At 39.5% G+C, this 2,855-nt stretch carries 4 protein-coding genes; all 4 read left to right on the top strand.

Features of this window, described 5'->3' with window-relative positions:
* On the top strand, window positions 1-783 hold a 783-nt coding region (locus Q0E20_RS09390), incomplete at its 5' end, for a branched-chain amino acid ABC transporter permease (RefSeq protein WP_295999439.1).
* Window positions 783-1,793 (top strand): branched-chain amino acid ABC transporter permease, encoded by a 1,011-nt coding sequence (locus Q0E20_RS09385; protein WP_295999436.1) that lies wholly within the window; start codon window positions 783-785, stop codon window positions 1,791-1,793. The genes Q0E20_RS09390 and Q0E20_RS09385, both read left to right, overlap by 1 nt.
* A gap of 12 nt (window positions 1,794-1,805) precedes the next feature.
* Window positions 1,806-2,567, top strand: coding sequence for an ABC transporter ATP-binding protein (locus Q0E20_RS09380; protein WP_295999433.1), 762 nt, complete (start codon window positions 1,806-1,808; stop codon window positions 2,565-2,567).
* Between the two features lies 1 nt (window position 2,568).
* A partial coding sequence (locus Q0E20_RS09375) for an ATP-binding cassette domain-containing protein (protein WP_295999430.1) occupies window positions 2,569-2,855 on the top strand: 287 nt, incomplete at its 3' end.

The following is a 2,855-nucleotide window of genomic DNA, read 5'->3' as shown; positions in this document are numbered from 1 at the left end:
AACATGGCACACGGAGGCATCTTTATGATAGGTGCCTTCGTTGGTCTTTTTATGGTAACTGTTTTTGACGTAAACATTTTTGTAGCCCTTATCGTAGCGATGGCTGTAGGTGCCGTATTAGGTTACTTATTAGAATTTGTGGCGTTACGCCCACTACGTAAGAAAAAGGTGTCTCACTTGGCACCACTTATCAGCACCATTGGTGTTTCCATCTTCCTTGAAAGTTTGGCATTATTATTGTGGGGCCCTCAAACGAGATCCTTTCCACCAGATTACATTGGTGGCCTTATCGACTTTGGGGTATTTAAAATCTCCATGGTGCAAATTATCGGTTTAGGTGTTTCTGTTCTCTTAATGATCATTTTAAATGTGGTTATTAAAAAGACTAAGATTGGTAAAGCCATTCGTGCTGTATCCATGAGTACTGAAACAGCAGCTCTCTTAGGCATCAATCCAACGATGATTATTTCTGTTACCGTTATGATTGCTTCCGCTTTAGGTGCAGCTGCCGGTGTACTTGTTGGCCTATCCTTCAATGCTATTGAGCCTACTATGGGTGTTATCATAGGCTTTAAGGGCTTGGCTGTACTTATCCTAGGTGGTCTTGGCAATATTACTGGCGCTATGGTAGGTGGCTTTATCTTGGGCATTGCGGAAATCTTCTCCGTTGCTTATGGTGCATCTACATTCCGTGATGCGGTAGCCTTCGGTTTAATCATTGTCTTATTATTCTGGAGACCACAAGGTTTATTTGGTTCTAAAGATAAGGGGGGCAGACCATAATGGATATTTTTAACCCTTATTATCTACAAATTGTGATGTTTTTTATCATTAATGCCATCCTAGGTATCTCCATTTATTTCACACTTGCCAGTGGACAGTTATCTCTAGGGGCAGCCGGCTTTATGAGCGTTGGTGCTTATGTGGGTGCATTACTTTCTTTGAAAGCCGATTTACCTATCGTAGTTGGTATTTTAGTGGGTGGCTTTGTAGCCGCTTTAGTTGCCGTTGTCATCGGTTTGCCAACCACTCGATTGAAGGGTCTATATCTTGCCATCGCCACACTTGGTTTTGGTGAAGTAGTGCGTGTTATCTTCTTGAACTTAGATGTGACAAATGGTGCTCTTGGTTTATCCGGCATTCCATCTATTCCTCAAGAATTAACAAATTTTGCTTATGAAATCGATATTGATGGCCTTATGGGAATCGATGCGGTTGCCTGGGGCAATTTAATGGCTATTCTTATCTTATTGATTATATTAATTGTTATTATTGCTTTCTGTATACGCATCAATAATAGCCGTGTCGGTCGTGCCTTTGCCGCTATTAAGGCCGATGATCATGCTGCTGAGTTGATGGGGATTAATGTAGTGTACTATAAAATGATGGCTTTCATTATCGGGGCCTTTATCGCAGGTATCGGTGGTGGTTTGTATGCGCATATTACAAACTTTATCAACCCTACAGATTTTAGCTATCATAAAGTAGTACAAATCTTATTGTTCCCTGTATTTGGCGGTTCTAATGTAGTATGGGGCTCCGTACTCGGTTCCTTTATTCTTACATTGTTGCCAGAAGTATTGCGTTTCTTATCTGATTATCGAGATATCATTTATGGTGCATTATTAGTCATTTTGATGGCTGTTCGTCCAGATGGTATTTTAACAGAATCTATGGTAGATAAAATTAGTCGTAAATTAGGCTTTAAAAAAGCTCCATACATTCCTGAAACACAAGTGTTAACGGAACGTTTTGAAGCGTATAAACGTAAACAACAAGATAAACAAGGATAGGAGGGGAACTGAATGCTATTAGAATTAAATGATGTAAGTAAAAGCTTTGGTGGCGTTGCAGCCCTCACAGGTATATCCTTTGGTGTTAAGCAAGGTGAAGTTTTTGGTGTTATTGGACCAAATGGTGCTGGTAAAACCACACTCTTTAACTTGATTACTGGCGTATTCCCGGTAAGTTCTGGCGAAATTGTATTTGATGGTATGTCTGTTGTAGGTATTAAACCTCATAGAACGGTAGAAATGGGTATTGCTCGTACATTCCAAAATATTCGACTTTTTGGTAATATGACAGCTCTTGAAACCGTATTAACGGGTATGCACTGTCGAACAGGCGCTGGTTTTATTGCGAGCTTCTTAAGAACAAAACGACAACGCATTGAAGAGGAACGTTGTCGTGGCATTGCATATGAGTTTTTAAAACTTGTAGGCTTAGAAGAAGATGCAGAAGAAGTTGCTACTTCTTTGCCATATGGTAAACAACGTCGTCTTGAAATTGCTCGTGCTTTAGCTACACATCCCCAATTAATTTTGCTTGATGAACCAGCAGCAGGGATGAATGATAGTGAAACCGAAGCGTTGCGCCAATTGATTGGTAAAATTCGCGATCTTGGTATTACTGTTGTAGTTATTGAACATGCCATGGAATTGATGATGAATATCTGTGATCGTTTGGTGGTATTCAACTTTGGTAAAAAGATTGCTGAAGGCACACCTCAAGAAATTCAAAATAATGAGGCTGTTATTGAAGCATATTTAGGTAAAGAGGAGGCGTAATATGTTAAAGCTAGAAAACATCGTGGCTGGTTATGGACATATTACAGCCTTAAAAGATATTAGTTTAGAAGTACCACAAGGTTCTATTGTATCTTTAATTGGTGCGAATGGTGCCGGTAAGTCTACAACAATGAAGACTATTATGGGCCTTGTGAAACCGACATCTGGTAAAGTGCTATTTGAAGGTCAAGACATTACAGGTCATAAAACTCATCAAATTGTACATAATGGTATTTCTTTAGTACCAGAAGGACGTCAAATTCTTCAAGATATGAGCGTTTATGAAAA

This window comes from uncultured Veillonella sp., assembly GCF_934230905.1.
GTDB lineage: Bacteria > Bacillota > Negativicutes > Veillonellales > Veillonellaceae > Veillonella.
This window is presented reverse-complemented; position numbering and strand designations above follow the sequence as displayed.

Excerpts from the sequence above, each read along its gene's own strand:
- Q0E20_RS09385 (WP_295999436.1), top strand. The coding sequence starts at position 783 with ATGGATATTTTTAACCCTTATTATCTACAAATTGTGATGTTTTTTATC.
- Q0E20_RS09380 (WP_295999433.1), top strand. The coding sequence starts at position 1,806 with ATGCTATTAGAATTAAATGATGTAAGTAAAAGCTTTGGTGGCGTTGCA.